The sequence below is a fragment of the Brucella pituitosa genome (genome assembly GCF_965577835.1).
GTDB classification, from domain to species: Bacteria; Pseudomonadota; Alphaproteobacteria; order Rhizobiales; family Rhizobiaceae; genus Brucella; species Brucella pituitosa.
Map to the genome: position 1 here is coordinate 1,053,992 of NZ_OZ264092.1, position 17,180 is coordinate 1,071,171.

Genomic DNA, 17,180 nt, shown 5'->3' on the forward strand with positions numbered 1-17,180 from the left:
GGCTTAGAACACTGATCTACTTCTTGTGGGCTATTCAGTCTGTAGCTAGATTTGCGCCACGATATCGACGCTGATTCAATTGCGAGGGTAAAATACTGATCCGTCAACAGACCCGTGTCCGGGCCTCCCTGTGTCTTCCAGTCTCTCTGCCAGAACGGATGCAGCGCAATTGGCGGAAACCAGCCATCGGTCTTGGCTTGCTTGCTGTTGCCTTGATTTCAGGTTGTCAGTCGATCAATTCGAGCAAGGATCTTGGCCTTCAGCCGTCCTCAAATCCGGTAACGGTCGAAAACGTCACCCGCAACGACCGTCTGGCACAGATCGGCGCACAACAGCACCCGCGTATCCTCGCGACCTATGGCGGAGAGTACAAGGATCAGAAACTCGAGCGCATGGTTGCCAAGATCGTTGGCAATCTGACGACCGTTTCCGACAAGCCGGATCAGACCTATCGCATCACTATTCTCGATAGTCCCAATATCAATGCTTTCGCGCTGCCCGGTGGTTTTCTTTATGTGACACGCGGCTTGCTGGCGCTAGCCAACGATTCCTCGGAGGTTGCAGCCGTCATTGCTCACGAAATGGGCCATGTCGTCGCCAACCACGGTATCCTTCGGCAGGAGAAGGAAGCCGAGACGGCGATTGCCGGACGTGTCGCGACCGAAGTCCTGCATAACGAGAGCGCAAGCCGGGAAGCAACCATTCGCGGCAAACTGCGCCTTGCCCAGTTCTCACGCAATCAGGAACTGCAGGCCGACGCCATTGGCATCAAGATGATTGGTGAAGCGGGCTACGATCCGTTTGCTTCCGCACGCTTCCTGCAATCGATGGAAGCCTATACGGATTTCCGGTCAGTTTCTGGCGCAACAGATGCAAGCCTCGACTTTCTTGCAAGCCATCCAGCCACCCCGCAGCGCATTCAGCTTGCGCTCGGACATGCACGCCGCATTGGCGCACCGGGGGTTGGCACCACAGATCGCGATTCCTTCCTCAACGGAATCGATGGGCTTCTTTATGGCGACTCGCCCAATGAAGGCTATGTTCGTGAACAGACCTTCATCCATCCAAAACTGGGCGTAACCTTCACCGCACCTGAAGGCTTCACCATCGACAATTCGGCGAATGCCGTCATGGCGAGCGGTCCGGGTGAAGTAGCAATCCGTTTCGACGGTGCATCCCTGCCCGCAGGCTCAAACCTCACCGATTATATCAAATCGGGTTGGGTAACAGGCCTCGATGAAAGCTCGATCCGTCCGATCACAATCAATGGCCTGCCTGCCGCCACCGCACGCGCAAGTGCCGACCGCTGGCAGTTCGATATTGTGGTAATCGGCGCAAACAATAAGGTTTATCGGTTCCTGACTGCAGCGCCTAAGGGGAGCAATGCCTTGCTGCCTGCTTCGCAGACCGTAACCCAGTCATTCCGCTTACTGTCCCCTGCCGAGCAGAATGCGATCAAGCCATTGCGCATTCGCGTCGTTACTGTGAAGCCGGGCGATACGATGGCGAGCCTTTCCGCACGCATGCAGGGCACGACGCGCAAGCTTGAACTGTTCCGCCTGCTCAATGCGATGTCTGCTGGCGCGACGGTGTCGGTTGGTGATCGGGTAAAACTCATTAGCGAATAAGGATCACCCCGAAAGTGGAAATGGAAATCCGTATCAGTGCACTGCTTGCCGGAAAGATCGCTCCTTTGGGAGAACGACAGGCACCGAGCGGCATTGATAAGAAGGCCGTTTCCGGTCCTGCAAGGCTTCTTCGTGACGGTCTAGAATGCGATGAGCAAGGCGACAAAAAAGTGCATGGCGGCCCGGAAAAAGCCGTCCATCACTATCCCCACGATCATTATGATGATTGGCGTGAGGACGTAGGTGACAATCCTCGTCTTGATGCATCTGGCGCTTTTGGCGAGAATATTTCAACGACCGGACTGACCGAGCACAATGTTGCAATCGGCGACCGCTTCCGCATTGGCACAGCGCTCGTGGAGGTTTCGCAAGGCCGGCAGCCTTGCTGGAAGCTGAATGCACGTTTTGATGTGCCGGATATGGCCATGCGCGTGCAAAAAACCGGCCGCACCGGCTGGTACTATCGTGTTCTGGAAGAAGGTGTCGTTGCCGAGAACGATACGATGAAGCTGGTTGAGCGGCTTTCGCCGGAATGGACGCTGCACCGGGTTTGGCATCTGCTTTACGTCGATATGCTCAATTATGATCAGCTTGCTGAAATGGCTCAGATCCCGCACCTTGCAGACGGCTGGAAGCGTTATGCTGTCCGCCGTCTCGAAAATCGCAAGGTGGAAGACTGGTCGCCCCGGCTTACAGGGCATAAAGAATAAGGTTCAGGCCTGATAGGCGGCCATTTCGTGCTGATCCAACAGGGCAAGCTTGAGCTTTTCCATCGCACGGCTCTCGATTTGCCTGACGCGCTCTTTTGAAATACCGAGTTTTTCGCCCAGCGCTTCCAGTGTCACGCCGTCATCATCAAGCCGACGTTCGCGAATAATGTGCAACTCACGCTCGTTAAGCGCATGAAGGGCTATATGAAGCCAGCTAACTCGACGTTCCATGTCGATGGTGCTTTCCACGACTTCATCCTGCAATGGATGATCGTCAACGAGAAAATCCATGCGGCTCGATGCACCGGATTCATCATTATTCATTGAAGCCGAGAGCGAACTGTCAGAGCCTGAGAGCCTGCTATCCATGAACTCGACATCGCTTGCAGAGACGCCAAGCTGAGTGGAGATCTGGCTATAGATTTCCGCCTTGCTCATCGTCTCATCTTCCTGAGCAAGCTTGGAGCGCAAACGGCGAAGATTGAAGAACAGCGACTTTTGCGCAGAACTTGTGCCGCCGCGAACAATTGACCAGTTGCGCAGAATGTAATCCTGCATCGAAGCGCGTATCCACCACGACGCATAGGTCGAAAAGCGCACATCTCGTTCAGGATCAAAGCGCGCAGCCGCTTCAAGCAGGCCTACATAGCCTTCCTGAATAAGATCGCTCATCGGCAGCTTGAACTTGCGGAAGCGCCCGGCCATGGAAATCACAAGTCGCATATGTGACGCCGTGATGCGATGAAGGGCATCCTGATCTTTGTTCTCTTTCCAACGAATGGCCAGCGCACGTTCTTCCTCCCGCTCCAGATAAGGTGCAGACATCGCATTGCGGATCATGGACTGGGGAGAAGAGGCGGCAGCTGGTGGCATGTTGCGCGCCACCATTGGCAAACGCGCTGCTGGAACGGTGGAGGAACTGCTTGCGGATGACGTCTTCATCTGGTTCTCCTGTTCTGACTGCGAGGCTTTCAAAAAATTGGAAGCGCAAGACAAAAGATATTCCAGCTCTGCGAAGAACAATTGAATGAACGTCTTTTATTCGTTCAAAATGCCTTTTACAGACCCGCTCTGAGGCCAGACTGATACGCCGCAAAACAAACCCGTTTACGAACTGGTGCTGCTTAACAACGCGGCAGGAACCTTCCGGTTCCATTTAGACACTATAAATCTTTGACATTGCAGGAAAATAGAGCATTTAAGCCAAAAGTGCGAAGCGGTTTGGCGTAGGATAATGCGTCAAAACAAAAAGATAGAGCAGCTCTCGCGATATTGCTTGAATCAGAATTACTTTAGATGAGACACCCATTGAAAAATGGACATCTCGGAAGCGCTCAGCTTGGTGAGTACTAAACCAGATAAATAAAAAGCCCGGCAGAGCCGGGCTTTTTAGAGAACAACGCAAACGTTTATTACGCTGCTTCGACTTCATCGCCGTCAACATCGCCTTCCGCATCGGCATCAGCCTTGGTGCGTTTCGGGCTCTTGGCGAGATTTGCTTCGATAAGACGAACAGCTTCCGTGTCGGAAAGCTTGTTCACGGCAGCGATTTCACGCGCCATACGGTCGAGCGCTGCTTCATAAAGCTGACGTTCGGAATAAGACTGCTCAGGCTGGTTTTCAGCGCGATGCAGATCACGAACAACTTCAGAAATCATGATCAAATCGCCGGAATTGATCTTTGCATCATATTCCTGCGCACGGCGCGACCACATGGTGCGCTTCACGCGTGCACGGCCCTGGACGACCTTCAATGCACGCTCGACATAATCGGTTTCCGAAAGCTTGCGCATACCGATGGTTACAGCCTTAGCGACTGGCACCTTGAGGCGCATTTTGTCTTTTTCAAAGTCAATAACAAAAAGCTCAAGCTTATGACCGGCTACTTCCTGCTCTTCGATCGCGACGATCTGGCCAACGCCGTGAGCTGGATACACAATCGATTCACCGGTCTTGAAACCCTGACGAGCCGGAGTCTTCTTCTGCTGGGATGACATACGCTTCAATACTCCCTGTTGTGCCCGGCGCAACTCGCCGGTTTACACATGATTTCGACCATACCTCCTGGGAGAGATATGGAAGTCGTTGCGGTTTTGAACTGAAAGCGCGTCTCAGGCACAGATTTATCTACCGGGAGAGCTTGGTGAGGGCGGAGCGCTGAAATCGCAATAATCCATCCCGGTGCCAATACAGCCCAGTAAAAAAATATAGCCCTTTCAGAGATTAACGCGTTTGCGCCACGAGTTGACGTCCAGCCACCGAAATTATCTGTGCAACTTAACACAATTTTGCGCAAGAATCAACAAATTGCCAAACACGTTGGTTTTGGCAACTTTAGACGCCCATAAAACAGGCTGTAATCACTTATTCATGCAGACAGGTTTGCCTGCATGATGGGTGTTAATCACCCGAACCTGGTTCTGCTGAGAAGAACTGCTCAAGCTTACCCGTCACGCCATCCATTTCCTTGGCTTCCGGAAGTTCGTCCTTCTTGGCAGTGAGGTTTGGCCACTTCGCCGCATATTCTGCGTTCAGCTCAAGCCACTTGTCGAGACCCGGCTCAGTGTCCGGGCTGATGGCTTCTGCCGGGCACTCAGGCTCACAGACGCCGCAATCAATGCATTCGTCCGGATTGATGACGAGCATGTTCTCGCCTTCATAGAAACAGTCGACAGGACAAACCTCGACGCAGTCCGTATATTTGCAACGAATGCAATTATCGGTCACGACATAAGTCATTGTCCAACTCCTGTTGCCAGCCTTCCATTTGAAGGAATGGCTTATCTATTCTGAACTGGCTGTTTGAACATTCAGATCGAACATCTGAATGGTTCGCTCCCGTCACGACATATGTGTCACGCATATGGTGCTACGGCGTGTGGCTTGCTTGCCAGCTCATGCCCTTGCAATCGCCAACGGTGAGGTAGCGACTTTATCTGCCTATGACAAGGGCCCAAACGCCGCAATATCAATATGTCACGAACATCTGAAATGACGTTTCTTTTGAAGGCGAAAAACTGAAAAATGCTTTTATTTTAAGCCTTTAATACGCAAATTCTATCGTATTGACCATTCAAACTGCGTCATCGCGTCCGCATCAGTTGCCGCGCAAGCGATCAGTTTCGCGACGTTCTTTCTTGGTGGGACGTCCCGCACCGCTTTCGCGCCGAGGCTGCACCGCTTCTATGTTTTCGGATTGCTGGGTAGGTTTTGGTGTCAAATCTTCATAAAGAAGCTGCGCTTCAGGCGCTGGTCCGCGCCGATCTCCGCCTGCCAGCACCTTGTAGATCACGATGCGTCGCTCAAGGGTAATGGTCAGAACATCGCCGATCTTCACCTGATGCGAGGCCTGCTCGATCTTGTCGCGATTAACACGAACTTTGCCGCCGACGGCGAGTTTCGCCGCCAGCGATCTTGATTTGACCACGCGTGCAAAGAACAGCCACTTATCGATACGCTGTCTTGCAATCGCTTCGGTCGCCATCTTACTTCTTCAGCTGCTCCTTGAGAGCGAGAAGCTTGGCAAAAGGCGAATCGGGATCGACACGCACGGGACGTTCCTGCTCGAACCGCTTGTTGCCCTGCTGGCCGGCATTGTCGCGCTTTGGCTGACGGTTGCGGTCACCATCACGCGGCTTGCCCTTGAAGCCTTCGCGCTTACCCTGGCTTTGGTTTTGCCCCTGATTCTGGCCTTGATTCTGGCGGGCACCATCATGGTTGCGGCGGTTCTTGTCGAACCGCTTGCCGCCACGATTGTCACGCGTGTTCTGCGCTTCGCCGCCTTCTGGACCATCTTCGGACTTGCGAGCCTCATTGCCCTGAACGCCTTGCTGTGGGCGATTGTGGCGCTGACGGTTCTGATCCTGATTGCGATTGCGACCTTCAAAGCGGCCCTGACGCCACAGAAGAATAGGCTTCGGCTCTTCAACCGGCGCTTCGCTTACTTCTGTAACAGGCTTGGCTTCCGTAACAGGTTTGGCTTCTTCAACAGTCTCGGCAACAACGGCCTCCACTGGCGCAGGCACAGGCTCGGCTGCCGGAACGGCAGGCTTTTCGCCTTCGCTTGCAACTGCAGCAGGTACAGCAGCCTTGAAAACCGTATCCTTGACTTGAGCTTCAGCAGCAAATGCATCAAGCTCGGCAAGCTTTGCCGTTACGTCGGCTGCGTCCATGGCTTCATGACGATATCCGAGGCTTTTCAGGATTTCTTCCATGTCCTCGCCAGTCGCGCCCAGAATGGACATCATGGCAGGGGTCACGATGAAGCGGCCACCGTCATAGGCACCTTCCGGACGTGCGCCCGAACCCGGACGCCAGGCAAGTGCCGGACGAATGAGGTCAGCAAGACGTTCCAGAATATCGATGCGCACAGCACGGCGACCAAGCACCCGATAACCGGCCAGACGATAGAACATCGGATCAAAAGCCGGATCGACAACGACCGATGTACGGCCAGCTGCCAGCACATTGACCACATCGCCATAACCGGTGCGTTCACGGCCGTCATTCTTCAATGCCCAGAGCAGCGTGATCATGCCAGCAGGAGCGGGCTTCAGCAGCATCGGCATGAAAACATGATAGGCACCAAAGCGCACGCCGAGACGACGAAGTGCTGCTCGCGAATCCTGATCAAGACCACGTACTTCTTCGGCCACTTCGCGGCGCTGAAGGATACCAAGATTTTCGACGATCTGGAAAGCCAGACCGCGGGTCATACCGGTCAAAGCATCGGCAGCACTGAGATCAGTCAGCGGCTTCAATACGGTTTCGATATGGTGCGCGACAAAACGTTCAATACGGGCAGCAACCTTGTCACGTGCTGGTCCGGTCAATTGTTCGTCAGCCAGAATGATCGCACGCGGCTTCAACACATCGTCGCCAGCGACGAGCGTTGCAACGGTTGCGCCGACCCAGCGCATCACGCCATCCGACCCAAGCGCAAAATCGCCATTGGGTGCCGCAGCAAACCGCTCCGCACGACGTTCGAACTCGGCGGCTAGCGCCTTTTGTGCAGCCGTCTTCACAGCCTTCGCGTCCGGCCCTTCAGCCTGAACGTCGGCCGTGAACCGGAATCCTTCTAGTTGCCCAACATTGTGGCCCTCGACAATTACGTCACCGGCCGGGCTGATTTCTGCTTCTAGCATGGCATTCTCTCTCAGGCGCCTCATAAGCACGCTTGTCCTGCGGTCTACAAAGCGTTTCGTCAACCTTTCATGCAGCGCGTCGGACAATCTGTCCTCAATTTCGCGCGTCTTTTCCTGCCAGTGTGTCGGATCGGCAAGCCATCCCGGCCTGTGCGACACAAAAGTCCAGGTGCGGATTTGCGCCACGCGATGCGACAGAGTGTCGATTTCCCCCTCTGTACTGTCGGCGCGGCGCACCTGTTCGCTCATATAATCTTCATCAACGCTCCCTCGGCGGACCAGATCCTGATAGATGGTTGCAATGATATCGGCATGTTGAGCCGGCGCGATCTTACGATAATCGGGGAGCGCACAGGTATCCCACAAAAGTTCGATCCGCGCAGGCGTCGTTGCAAGCCGCACAATGTCGTCGTCTTTCGACAAATTTTCAAGCGCTTGTTGATCAACCGCTGGCAATGCTTTGGTAAGCCCTTCTATGGGCGTGGGTGTTTCCAGAGAATAGCGCAAGGCACTGAGTGACGAGAAGTCGAACCGCCCCGTCCGCCACTGCAGCACTTTCACCGGATCAAAAGCATGCGCTTCGACCCGTTCTACAAGCTCGTCGTCCAGTGGCTGTACCTGCCCCGTCACACCGAACGTGCCGTCACGCAAATGACGCCCGGCGCGTCCTGCAACCTGCCCGACCTCGGCTGGTGTCAGATCGCGAAACTGGTAGCCATCGAATTTACGGTTCTGCGCAAATGCCACATGATCAACGTCGAGGTTAAGGCCCATGCCGATCGCATCAGTTGCGACCAGAAAATCAACATCGCCCGATTGATAAAGCTCAACCTGAGCATTGCGGGTACGCGGGCTAAGCGCACCCATCACCACGGCAGCACCGCCACGCTGGCGGCGGATCAGCTCGGCAATTGCATAAACTTCATCAGCAGAGAAAGCCACGATGGCCGAACGATTCGGCAGGCGAATGATTTTCTTGGAACCCGCATAGGAAAGATGCGACAGCCGTGGACGTGTCACGACTGTAATGCCACGCAGCAACTTTTCCAGAATGCCGCGCATGGTACCTGCACCAAGCAGCAGCGTTTCCTGTCGTCCGCGCAGATGCAGAATACGGTCGGTAAAGATATGACCACGTTCCAGGTCGCCCGCAAGCTGCACTTCATCGATAGCCACAAAAGGCATATCTGTCCGACGCGGCATGGCCTCGACCGTGCAGACGGAATAACGAGAGGTAGGCGGCGTGATCTTTTCTTCGCCGGTAATCAGCGAAACATTGGCAGTCCCTACCCGCTCAACCACACGATTATAGACCTCGCGCGCCAAAAGGCGCAGTGGAAGGCCTATCATGCCACTACCATGCGACAGCATCCGCTCGATAGCGAGATGCGTCTTGCCGGTATTTGTCGGCCCCAGCACCGCAGTAACACCGCGACCGCTCAAGCCTAGCGGCAGATCATGGGCAGGGAGTTGGTTCATGCCAATAATAGAATTCCCGGAACAAATGTCATGCGTAAAGCTATGCGTTAGCACTATATGACTTGAGCCGAAAGCGCTCCTGTTAAGTTTCAATCCATGTTTCGGGACGTTTCCGGCACGATCCAGTCTTCACTGTTCTAACCGGAACTTTTCTCGCGCGCACCCTGAAAAGAACAAAACGGCTTTCAAATGACCATCCGTTTTAAAACACAGGATTGAAGGTTGGTCTTACATCGGCCTGCATCTTAACAAACGTGCCTTTTAATAAATAGAACGACTCTGGAACGAATCAGCGACGAATCGCTCACAGAGCTTTCTTCGCCTTTTGTTCACGGCAACATATAGTGGCTGAACACCAAATTCCCACCATATAATGAATCACCTCAATTAATATCCGGCCCGAAAGGAGAACAAACCGGCGACCGCATTAACTTTTATCTCGGAAGCCATTTTGCGAGATGAGGCGACGGATAACCTATTCATAGAATATCAATATTTCCTGACAGTTAGTTAAAACTCTCATCACATAGGAGCCGCTTTTCATTAACCTTCAGGTCAAAGCCGGAACGAATCGGAGACGAATCGCTGATCCGCTTATTTTCCCGCTTTGTTCTCACAACATATAGTGGCCGAGCCGATCCAAACACCATAGAGCGGCAAGACCTCGCCGCTCAGTGACAGTGATACTGAAGCTCGCTGTTAACTTTTGAGCCTCTTACGACCGCTCGACACACAGGGCGACACCCATACCACCGCCAATGCATAGCGTTGCCAGACCGCGCTTCACATTACGCCGTTTCATCTCATACAGAAGCGTTGTCAGCACCCGCGCACCCGAGGCACCAATCGGATGACCGATGGCGATCGCTCCACCATTCACATTGACGATCTCCGGATTGAGCCCAAGATCGCGCACAACTGCACAGGATTGCGCTGCAAAGGCCTCATTGGCTTCGACCAATTCCAGATCAGCAACTGTCCAGCCTGCCTTTTCAAGCGCTTTGCGTGTTGCCGGAATAGGACCAGTTCCCATGATCGATGGATCGACACCCGCCGTTGCCCAGGAAACGATGCGCGCAAGCGGTTCGACACCACGTTTTGCGGCTTCATCCGCATCCATCAGAACCACAGCTGCAGCACCGTCATTGATGCCGGAGGCATTGCCCGCCGTAACAGTACCTTCCTTGTCGAAGGCCGGTTTCAGCTTGCTAAGTGCTTCGATCGTTGTACCTGCACGGATATATTCATCTGCGGAAACAATCGTCTCGCCCTTACGGCTTTTCACCGTAAACGGAACGATTTCATCATCGAAGCGGCCAGCTTTCTGTGCGGCCTCGGCATTGTGTTGCGAGGCCAGCGCAAAAGCATCCTGTTCCTCGCGGCTCAACTGCCATTGGTTGGCAATGTTTTCTGCAGTGATCCCCATAGGATAGCCGTGGAACGCATCGACCAAACCGTCTTTCATCATGGTGTCGATCATTTTGAAGTCGCCCATTTTCACGCCACCGCGCAGATGGGCACAATGTGGCGCCATCGACATGGACTCCTGTCCACCAGCCACGATGATTTTTGCGTCGCCCGACAGAATTTGCTGCATACCGAGTGCCACGGAACGCAAACCGGAACCACAGAGCTGATTGATCGAGAAGGCTGTCGTTTCTTTCGGACAACCAGCAGCCATAGCAGCCTGACGGGCGGGGTTCTGTCCCTCACCTGCTGTTAACACCTGACCAAGAATGACCTCGTCCACATCGACCGCATCAACGCCGGCACGTTCGAGAGCTGCCTTGATGGCGGCAGCACCAAGCTCATGCGCTGGCACGTTGGCAAAGGCGCCGTTGAAGGCCCCCACTGCAGTACGGGCAGCGCTGGCAATAACAATGGCCTTCGGACTATTTGTGGCTGTCATTCTTTCCTCCTTGAAAAATCACCGACAGAGAAAACCCAAAACCAGCTCTTTTGCAAGTTCAGAGGTGAGGGTGTTGGGAAGACACCTTCGCTCAAAATGATAATCAGTTTCTTCGATAGGCATGCACTTTTGACCATGCGCATTGCTCAACAACCGTTAGATTAGCGCCATGCAAACAAAGGAGACAACCATGCCCCAACTGACGCTAGAAAAAGCCAACGCGATCATTGCCGGTGCTTTTGCCAAGGCCACAGAACTGCAACTGAAGCCGATTGTCGTTTCGGTTTTTGACGCCGGTGGTCATCTCAAGGCCTTTCAGCGACAAGATGGAACTTCGATTCTCCGCTTTGAGATTGCTTCTGGCAAGGCCTTTGGCGCTTTGGCCGTTGGCACCGGTTCACGCTGGCTCCACAATCAGGCCAAGGATCGTCCGCATTTTCTGGAAGGTCTTTCGGGTGTCTCGGGTGGGAAGATCGTCCCTGTCCCGGGCGGCGTCCTGATTAAAGATGCCTTAAACGAAATCGTTGGCGCTGTCGGAATTTCAGGTGACACATCTGACAATGATGAAGCTGCAGCAATTGCAGGCATCGAGGGCGCTGGCTTTGCTGCAGATGCAGGCTGACTTCATCTGCTTGAGGTCACGTAAACGCGTGACCTCACCGGTCCACTAAGTGGGCTAAACCCGACAAATCAAATATTCCCAAAAGAAAACGCCGCTTCCGGAAACCGGAAACGGCGTTTTTGAAATTCATCTTTCAGCTGCAATGCAGCCTAAGACTATTCCTTAGCTTCGAGGACCTGACGGCCGCGATACATACCGCTCTTAAGATCGATATGATGCGGACGACGAAGTTCGCCCGAGTTCTTGTCCTCGACGTAAGTCGGGGCCTTGAGAGCGTCTGCCGAACGGCGCATGCCGCGCTTCGACGGAGACGTTTTGCGTTTTGGTACTGCCATGGATCCAACTCCACTGATCGATCAATAAACGTCCGGCACGGCCCCGAGGAGCCTGTCACATCGGACAAAATTCCGGAAAGTCACGTGCCTATACACGCTCTCGCAGCATTTGACCAGTCGGAGTCTTATCTTTTTTCCAGACTGCGCATTTATTGCACGCACGTCACATAAGGACCAGCCCGGGAAGCGCGTCCGGCAACAATACGCGAGATACGCTGCATGTTGCGCGTCGGCTTTGCCGGATTGCGCAAAGCCGGATTGGGAAGCGTTACGGCAAGCAGAGCTGCTTGCTGCGCAGTCAGACGGGATGCCGGGCGTTTGAAATAATGCTGAGCTGCAGCCTCAATACCATAGATGCCCGGCCCCCATTCGGCGATGTTGAGATAAATCTCCATGATCCGTCGTTTGGAAAGCACCGCATCGGCAGCAATTGCCAGAGGAAATTCGAGTCCCTTGCGTACATAGGAACGGCCGTTCCAGAGAAACAGGTTCTTCACCGTCTGCATGGTTATGGTAGAGGCGCCGCGGCTCGGACCACCTTCGCCCGAATTATCGAGCACCAGACTGAGCTGGTGCCAGTCTACACCCCCATGGCTGCAGAACTGCCCATCCTCCGCCATCATGACCGAGTTCACCAGAACAGGTGCTACATCCTCGATGCTGACCCATTGCCGATCGACATCCCGCAAGAGGACGTAATCCTTGATCATCAAAGTCGAGATTGGGCGCACAAAGGGAACCGAATAGATCAGGATCAGAAAAAGCGGAAGAATTGCAAGCGCCACCAAAATCTTGAGCATAAGAGCAATTCTGCCACCCCAAACGGGATCAGCCAAGTAATTGCGCCCATCTTTGCTCTTGAGAATGATTTTTGCCACTTCCACCGCCCGTTAATTCCTTTCAAGCGACATAAACTATTCCTTAACAATAATGAACCTGATTCCATAATCCACTTGCGGGATTTCTAACGGTAAGTTCAGCCAATCGTAGCTCAAAACCCTCTGTTTGATGACCGCTTGATGAAAAAGCCTGTGCTGACCGTCATGCCCAGTTGACCAATTCAGCGCTTTCGTCCATCCCCTTCTGCATGGAAAACGTGTCTGTCGATTTTGCTCAATCCCTGAACCTTCGTGCGCTCGAAGTCGAGACAATGCTGGTCGGGCTTCTGGATCTTCGTTTGCGCACTGGAGAAGTGGCTCGTCCGGAGCGACTGCTTGCCGCCATGCGTCATGGCGTGCTGAACGGTGGAAAAAGGCTGCGTCCATTCCTCGTCGTTGAAAGTGCAGCTTTGTTCGGCCAACACGGCGATGCGGTCCTGCGCGTCGCATCGGCGCTCGAATGCATTCACTGCTATTCGCTCGTCCACGATGATCTGCCAGCGATGGACAATGATGATATGCGGCGCGGCCAACCAACCGTGCACAAGGCTTTCGATGAAGCCGCAGCCATTCTCGCAGGCGACAGTCTGCTGACCTATGCGTTTGACATCGTGGCGTCAGACGAAACCGATCTGCCTGCCAATATCCGTATCCAGCTTGTATCAGCACTCGCGCGGGCATCTGGCGTTGGCGGCATGGCTGGCGGTCAGGCGCTTGATCTGATGGCAGAAGACAACAAACCGGATGAAGCAGGCATTATAACCCTGCAGGCGATGAAAACTGGTGCGCTGATCCGCTTTGCCTGTGAAGCAGGCGCAATCATTGCAGGTGCATCACGCGAGGATCGCGAACGTATGGCCGAATTCGGCTCTGCCATCGGCCTTGCTTTCCAGCTTGCCGACGATCTTCTCGACGTGACCGCAGATGCAGCCGCTATGGGCAAAGCAACCGGCAAAGATGCAGCCGCTGGCAAGGCCACGCTCGTGGCGCTTCACGGCATCGACTGGACGCGCAAGCAGCTCTCCGGCCTCGTTGCCCAAGCCGAAAGCCTGCTCGAGCCCTTCGGCGATGATGCGACCATTCTCAAGCAAGCTGCCCGCTTCATCGCGGAACGCCAGAACTAAAACTTACACATCTGTTTCACGCACCTTGATGATGGCAACGTCATCCACCGAGAGCGGGCGACCATCGAGCGCGCGCACTTCCAGTTTTGCGACACCTTCACCATTTGCCGTATCGACCAGCTTTGAATGCGGCTCATCGGGCGCGAAAAGATAATTCTCGCCCCATTGGCGCAACGCGACGACGACCGGCAACAGATCGCGCCCCTTGGCCGTGAGCCTGTATTCCTGATGCGCGCCGCCATTGGGATCGGACACCATCTCCAGAATGCCCTCGCCCGTCAGCTTGCGCAGCCGTTCCGCGAGAATGTTGCGGGCAATACCCAAATTCTTCTGGAAGGCGCTGAAGCGCGTCACGCCATCAAACGCTTCACGCACAATCAGCAGCGACCACCAGTCGCCGATGACATCCAGCGCTCGTGCGCTCGGGCAATAATCGCCTTTCAGGCTCTTCTTGCGAACCATGTTTACTCCATGCATTGCAACTCGGTTGCAATATAAAACCAATCACGCTAAAAGCAAAATGGTTTCATTTTAAAACCATTTATAGGAGTCAATCATGCAGTCCTCCTCCACCGTGGCAGCACCGTCTGCCGCGAATGACCTTGTGCGCCCTTCGCTTTCCCGAGCGACATTGTTGCTGTTTGCCATCGCAAGCGGCCTTGCTGTAGCCAATGTCTATTTCGCGCATCCGCTTCTTGATGTGATGGCAGATGATATGGGGCTGAAACGCTCAACTGCAGGCCTCATTATCGCTGCGAGCCAGATTGGCTATGCGATCGGCCTCATTTTTCTGGTGCCGCTAGGTGATCTTTTCGACCGGCGAAAACTGATTCTCGCGCATTTCCTGCTTTCGGTCTTATCGCTACTAGCCATTGGCTTTGCAGGAAGCGCGACCATACTGCTGCTGGCAATGGCTGCGACAGGCCTTCTGGCCGTCGTCACACAAGCACTTGTCGCCTATGCAGCCAGTCTCGCCGATCCGATGCAGCGTGGTCATGTGGTGGGAATAGTCACAAGCGGCATCGTGCTTGGCATATTGCTGGCACGCGCCATAGCGGGTGCACTTACCGATATTGGCGGATGGCGGAGTGTTTACTTCAGTTCCGCAGCACTCACGCTGCTGATTTCGCTTCTTCTCTGGCGCAACCTGCCACAACAGAATCGTCAGACGACAAGCGTCTCCTACCCAGCACTTATTCTGTCGCTCGTAACGCTCTTCCGCTCTGAGCCTGTGCTTCGTGTCCGTGCAATCATTGCCATGCTGATCTTTGCAGATATCACCACGCTGCTTGCCCCCCTCGTCATGCCGCTCAGCGCGCCGCCTTTTGAACTAAGCCATGCACAAATCGGACTGTTCGGCCTTGCCGGAGCCGCAGGTGCGCTTGCGGCTTCTCGTGCGGGGGCAGCCGCCGACCGCGGGCATGCTCAACGCATGACCGGCATCGCACTTACGCTGATGCTACTATCGTGGATACCAATTGCTCTGCTCGATCATTCATTGCTCTGGCTGATTGTCGGCGTGCTGGTAATCGATTTTGGACTTCAAGCCGTGCACGTCACCAATCAGGCGATGATTTATCGCGTGCGTCCAGACGCACAAAATCGGCTGACCGCTGCCTATATGGTTTTTTATTCCATCGGCAGCGCCAGCGGTTCAGCAATTTCAACCTGGGTCTATGCTCATGCAGGCTGGAACGGTGTGTGTCTGCTTGGTGCAGGCATCAGCCTCGTCACGCTCATATTCTGGGCGGCAACCCGCAAATCAATGCCCGAAGCTGCCACAAACCCTGTCTTAAACTGAACTTAAAGCGTGGCACGCTTTAAGCTTTTGTTTTTTAGCATGTCTTTATCCCAAAACCGGTTCCCACTTTTGGGAGACATGCTTTAGTTCTGGCCAGCTGCGATCTTCTGATCAAGTCCGAAGCGGTTCTCGATATATTCGGCAACCATCTTCTGGAAATCTGCAGCAATCTCAGGTCCGCGCAGCGTCGTAACCTTCTTGCCATCGACAAAGACCGGTGCGGACGGCGTTTCGCCCGTACCGGGAAGCGAGATGCCAATATCGGCATGCTTTGATTCGCCCGGACCATTAACGATGCAGCCCATGACCGCGACCGAAAGTGCTTCGACGCCCGGATATTTCTCACGCCAGACAGGCATGTTGCGGCGAATATCGTCCTGAATATTCTGCGCCAGCTCCTGAAACACGGTTGAGGTGGTGCGCCCGCAACCGGGACACGCCGCAACAATCGGAATGAACTGACGGAAGCCCATGGTCTGCAACAGTTCCTGCGCCACCTGCACTTCGCGCGTGCGGTCACCGCCGGGTTCCGGTGTCAGCGAAATACGGATCGTGTCGCCAATGCCCTGCTGAAGCAGAATGCCCATGGCGGCAGACGATGCGACGACACCCTTGGTGCCCATGCCCGCTTCGGTGAGACCGAGATGCAGCGCATGATTGGAGCGTTGCGCCAGCATTGTGTAAACGGCAATCAGATCCTGCACCTGACTGACCTTGGCCGACAGAATGATCTTGTCGCGGCTTAGCCCGATCTCTTCTGCAAGATTTGCCGAAATCAGCGCCGACTGCACGATGGCTTCGCGCATGACTTCCTGCGCGCTCAATGGCGCACCCTCAGCCTGATTGCGATCCATCAGCGTGGTCAGCAAGTCCTGATCGAGCGATCCCCAGTTCACGCCAATACGCACTGGTTTATCGTAGCGGATCGCCATTTCCACGATATCGGCGAACTGCTTGTCCTTCTTGTCCTTGAAACCGACATTACCCGGATTGATGCGATATTTCGCAAGCGCTTCCGCGCACGCCGGATGATCGGCCAGAAGCTTGTGTCCGATATAATGGAAGTCTCCAACCAGCGGCACATTCATCCCGAGACGTTCAAGACGCTCACGAATTTTTGGAACGGCAGCAGCGGATTCGTCCCGATCCACCGTGATGCGCACAATCTCGGAACCGGCGCGATGCAAAGCTGCAACTTGCGCAACGGTGCCATCGATATCCGCCGTATCGGTATTGGTCATCGACTGGACGACAACAGGTTCACTGCCGCCAACGATAACACCGCCAACGCTCACGCCAACGGATTGGCGACGGGGAAATGGATGCGAAAAATAGCTGACGGTCTCGGAAGACATTGTGCTCTGTTCTTTTGTCCTGCCGCAATTGCCGATGGAAGCTGCTTTCCGCTTCTCGGGAACTGCTCTTAGTACGGGCCTGTTTTCAGGTGGCGTAGCAGGGCGCAATTGTCAACGCCTGCCCGCGTTGCTTTCTCGTTATATAATCACTTGCCGACGGCTTGTCGCCTCCTCATTATACGAAGAATTCAAAGC

The 17,180-nt window shown here is 54.4% G+C and carries 16 protein-coding genes; 5 read left to right on the top strand and 11 right to left on the bottom strand.

Annotation, left to right across the window (positions count from 1 at the left end):
* Positions 1–158 precede the first annotated feature (158 nt).
* On the top strand, positions 159–1,628 hold the full coding sequence (gene cdlP / locus ACSME1_RS05125) for a cell division protease CdlP (RefSeq protein WP_051514705.1): 1,470 nt from the start codon (positions 159–161) through the stop codon (positions 1,626–1,628).
* Between the two features lie 20 nt (positions 1,629–1,648).
* Positions 1,649–2,338, top strand: coding sequence for an MOSC domain-containing protein (locus ACSME1_RS05130; protein WP_024895769.1), 690 nt, complete (start codon positions 1,649–1,651; stop codon positions 2,336–2,338).
* A gap of 3 nt (positions 2,339–2,341) precedes the next feature.
* On the opposite strand, the gene ACSME1_RS05135 is transcribed toward ACSME1_RS05130, so the two are convergent.
* From ACSME1_RS05135 to ACSME1_RS05165, 7 genes are all read right to left on the bottom strand, one after another.
* Positions 2,342–3,280, bottom strand: coding sequence for an RNA polymerase factor sigma-32 (locus tag ACSME1_RS05135; protein ID WP_024895770.1), 939 nt, complete (start codon positions 3,278–3,280; stop codon positions 2,342–2,344).
* Positions 3,281–3,536: 256 nt separating this feature from the next.
* The gene (locus tag ACSME1_RS05140) at positions 3,537–3,770 is read right to left on the bottom strand and encodes a hypothetical protein (RefSeq protein WP_146111767.1); all 234 of its coding nucleotides are present in this window, start codon (positions 3,768–3,770) and stop codon (positions 3,537–3,539) included.
* A complete protein-coding gene (locus ACSME1_RS05145; RefSeq protein ID WP_024895771.1) occupies positions 3,751–4,335 on the bottom strand; it encodes a CarD family transcriptional regulator in 585 nt (194 codons plus the stop codon). The genes ACSME1_RS05140 and ACSME1_RS05145 overlap by 20 nt, the downstream gene beginning before the upstream one ends.
* A gap of 403 nt (positions 4,336–4,738) precedes the next feature.
* Positions 4,739–5,077 (bottom strand): ferredoxin FdxA, encoded by a 339-nt coding sequence (fdxA, locus tag ACSME1_RS05150; protein ID WP_007876747.1) that lies wholly within the window; start codon positions 5,075–5,077, stop codon positions 4,739–4,741.
* A 358-nt stretch (positions 5,078–5,435) separates the two neighbouring features.
* Positions 5,436–5,822 carry an RNA-binding S4 domain-containing protein gene (locus ACSME1_RS05155; RefSeq protein WP_024895772.1) on the bottom strand — a complete coding sequence of 129 codons (387 nt, stop codon included), beginning with the start codon at positions 5,820–5,822 and terminating at the stop codon, positions 5,436–5,438.
* A 1-nt stretch (position 5,823) separates the two neighbouring features.
* Positions 5,824–8,961, bottom strand: a complete 3,138-nt coding sequence (locus ACSME1_RS05160) for a helicase-related protein (protein ID WP_105706865.1) — start codon at positions 8,959–8,961, stop codon at positions 5,824–5,826.
* A gap of 715 nt (positions 8,962–9,676) precedes the next feature.
* Positions 9,677–10,870 carry an acetyl-CoA C-acetyltransferase gene (locus ACSME1_RS05165; RefSeq protein WP_024895774.1) on the bottom strand — a complete coding sequence of 398 codons (1,194 nt, stop codon included), beginning with the start codon at positions 10,868–10,870 and terminating at the stop codon, positions 9,677–9,679.
* Positions 10,871–11,060: 190 nt separating this feature from the next.
* On the opposite strand from ACSME1_RS05165, the gene ACSME1_RS05170 reads away from it, so the two are divergent.
* Positions 11,061–11,492, top strand: a complete 432-nt coding sequence (locus ACSME1_RS05170; protein ID WP_024895775.1) for a GlcG/HbpS family heme-binding protein — start codon at positions 11,061–11,063, stop codon at positions 11,490–11,492.
* A 155-nt stretch (positions 11,493–11,647) separates the two neighbouring features.
* Here the strand turns inward: ACSME1_RS05170 and rpmF are convergent, their stop codons facing one another.
* The gene (gene rpmF, locus ACSME1_RS05175) at positions 11,648–11,827 is read right to left on the bottom strand and encodes a 50S ribosomal protein L32 (RefSeq protein WP_006467787.1); all 180 of its coding nucleotides are present in this window, start codon (positions 11,825–11,827) and stop codon (positions 11,648–11,650) included.
* A 149-nt stretch (positions 11,828–11,976) separates the two neighbouring features.
* A complete protein-coding gene (mtgA, locus tag ACSME1_RS05180; RefSeq protein ID WP_024895776.1) occupies positions 11,977–12,705 on the bottom strand; it encodes a monofunctional biosynthetic peptidoglycan transglycosylase in 729 nt (242 codons plus the stop codon).
* Between the two features lie 209 nt (positions 12,706–12,914).
* Here mtgA and ACSME1_RS05185 point away from each other — a divergent pair, with 209 nt between their 5' ends.
* Positions 12,915–13,829 carry a polyprenyl synthetase family protein gene (locus ACSME1_RS05185; protein ID WP_024895777.1) on the top strand — a complete coding sequence of 305 codons (915 nt, stop codon included), beginning with the start codon at positions 12,915–12,917 and terminating at the stop codon, positions 13,827–13,829.
* Between the two features lie 3 nt (positions 13,830–13,832).
* Here the strand turns inward: ACSME1_RS05185 and ACSME1_RS05190 are convergent, their stop codons facing one another.
* Entirely contained in the window at positions 13,833–14,291 is a 459-nt protein-coding gene (locus ACSME1_RS05190; protein ID WP_024895778.1) for a winged helix-turn-helix transcriptional regulator, read from the bottom strand.
* Positions 14,292–14,385: 94 nt separating this feature from the next.
* Here ACSME1_RS05190 and ACSME1_RS05195 point away from each other — a divergent pair, with 94 nt between their 5' ends.
* Entirely contained in the window at positions 14,386–15,630 is a 1,245-nt protein-coding gene (locus ACSME1_RS05195; protein ID WP_100558574.1) for an MFS transporter, read from the top strand.
* An 83-nt stretch (positions 15,631–15,713) separates the two neighbouring features.
* On the opposite strand, the gene ispG is transcribed toward ACSME1_RS05195, so the two are convergent.
* The gene (gene ispG / locus ACSME1_RS05200) at positions 15,714–16,985 is read right to left on the bottom strand and encodes a flavodoxin-dependent (E)-4-hydroxy-3-methylbut-2-enyl-diphosphate synthase (protein WP_105706867.1); all 1,272 of its coding nucleotides are present in this window, start codon (positions 16,983–16,985) and stop codon (positions 15,714–15,716) included.
* Positions 16,986–17,180 lie beyond the last annotated feature (195 nt).

Bases quoted from the DNA above. Each gene is read 5' to 3' on its own strand.
- cdlP (WP_051514705.1), top strand. From the start codon at position 159: ATGCAGCGCAATTGGCGGAAACCAGCCATCGGTCTTGGCTTGCTTGCT.
- ACSME1_RS05130 (WP_024895769.1), top strand. From the start codon at position 1,649: ATGGAAATCCGTATCAGTGCACTGCTTGCCGGAAAGATCGCTCCTTTG.
- ACSME1_RS05135 (WP_024895770.1), bottom strand. From the start codon at position 3,280: ATGAAGACGTCATCCGCAAGCAGTTCCTCCACCGTTCCAGCAGCGCGT.
- ACSME1_RS05140 (WP_146111767.1), bottom strand. From the start codon at position 3,770: ATGAAGTCGAAGCAGCGTAATAAACGTTTGCGTTGTTCTCTAAAAAGC.
- ACSME1_RS05145 (WP_024895771.1), bottom strand. From the start codon at position 4,335: ATGTCATCCCAGCAGAAGAAGACTCCGGCTCGTCAGGGTTTCAAGACC.
- fdxA (WP_007876747.1), bottom strand. From the start codon at position 5,077: ATGACTTATGTCGTGACCGATAATTGCATTCGTTGCAAATATACGGAC.
- ACSME1_RS05155 (WP_024895772.1), bottom strand. From the start codon at position 5,822: ATGGCGACCGAAGCGATTGCAAGACAGCGTATCGATAAGTGGCTGTTC.
- ACSME1_RS05160 (WP_105706865.1), bottom strand. From the start codon at position 8,961: ATGAACCAACTCCCTGCCCATGATCTGCCGCTAGGCTTGAGCGGTCGC.
- ACSME1_RS05165 (WP_024895774.1), bottom strand. From the start codon at position 10,870: ATGACAGCCACAAATAGTCCGAAGGCCATTGTTATTGCCAGCGCTGCC.
- ACSME1_RS05170 (WP_024895775.1), top strand. From the start codon at position 11,061: ATGCCCCAACTGACGCTAGAAAAAGCCAACGCGATCATTGCCGGTGCT.
- rpmF (WP_006467787.1), bottom strand. From the start codon at position 11,827: ATGGCAGTACCAAAACGCAAAACGTCTCCGTCGAAGCGCGGCATGCGC.
- ACSME1_RS05185 (WP_024895777.1), top strand. From the start codon at position 12,915: ATGGAAAACGTGTCTGTCGATTTTGCTCAATCCCTGAACCTTCGTGCG.
- ACSME1_RS05190 (WP_024895778.1), bottom strand. From the start codon at position 14,291: ATGGTTCGCAAGAAGAGCCTGAAAGGCGATTATTGCCCGAGCGCACGA.
- ACSME1_RS05195 (WP_100558574.1), top strand. From the start codon at position 14,386: ATGCAGTCCTCCTCCACCGTGGCAGCACCGTCTGCCGCGAATGACCTT.
- ispG (WP_105706867.1), bottom strand. From the start codon at position 16,985: ATGTCTTCCGAGACCGTCAGCTATTTTTCGCATCCATTTCCCCGTCGC.